The sequence below is a fragment of the Achromobacter sp. ACRQX genome, from assembly GCF_022346505.1.
In the GTDB taxonomy this organism is placed as follows: Bacteria; Pseudomonadota; Gammaproteobacteria; order Burkholderiales; family Burkholderiaceae_B; genus Achromobacter; species Achromobacter animicus.
On sequence record NZ_JAKRML010000070.1, the window covers coordinates 1 to 770 of the forward strand.

A 770-nucleotide genomic window follows, 5' to 3' on the forward strand; every position below is an offset into this window, starting at 1 on the left:
CTGACGACCATAGCAAGGTGGTACCACTCCTTCCCATCCCGAACAGGACAGTGAAACGCCTTTGCGCCGATGATAGTGGACGGACGTCTGTGAAAGTAGGTCATCGTCAGGCTTTTATTGCGCAAACCCCCACAGGTAAGCCTGTGGGGGTTTGTTTTTAGTGAGAACCTATGTTCCATGTCTGCTGAAACGGAGATTCTCCAGCTCGGTGACAGTGCAGAACAGAGTGCAAGTCAGGCAGAAGCCGGTTGCATTCACTGCAAAAATGGTGATATAGTTTTGGGCTCGGCTGCTACCGAAAAATCTAGGGTTTACCCTGACGTTTCGATAGCTGCTAGGGCAGGGCGAAAGTCCCGGCGAGACCTGAAGAGGTCGCAGCAAGAAAGCAAAGCAAAATGCGAAGCTGACTTGACAAGCGATAAAAACTTCTTCATAATCTCGTTTCTCTGCTGCAACGACAGCGACAGCGACGGCGCGAAAGCGAAGTTGGCCGAAGTTGAAGGCAGAAACCAGTAGTACAGAATTTAGCAGTACCGCTCTTTAACAATTAAACAACCGATAAGTGTGGGCGCTTGATGCGAGTGCAGCGGTTTGGGTTTCGGCCTGGACCGCAAGCACAAGAAATCAAGTGCTCACTAGAAGTGAAGTGCCTTAGACGTCAAGTTTAAGAACATACCTCACTTCCTTTGAGTAGCGACGTATGACCTGGTTTGGATTTATCCGGACCAAGAATACGAAACAAATACAGAGATTAAACTGAAGAGTTTGAT

At 48.6% G+C, this 770-nt stretch carries 1 rRNA gene; it reads left to right on the plus strand.

Going from position 1 to position 770, the window contains the following annotated elements:
- Positions 1-112 (plus strand): 5S ribosomal RNA (gene rrf / locus MHZ91_RS28190).
- Positions 113-770 lie beyond the last annotated feature (658 nt).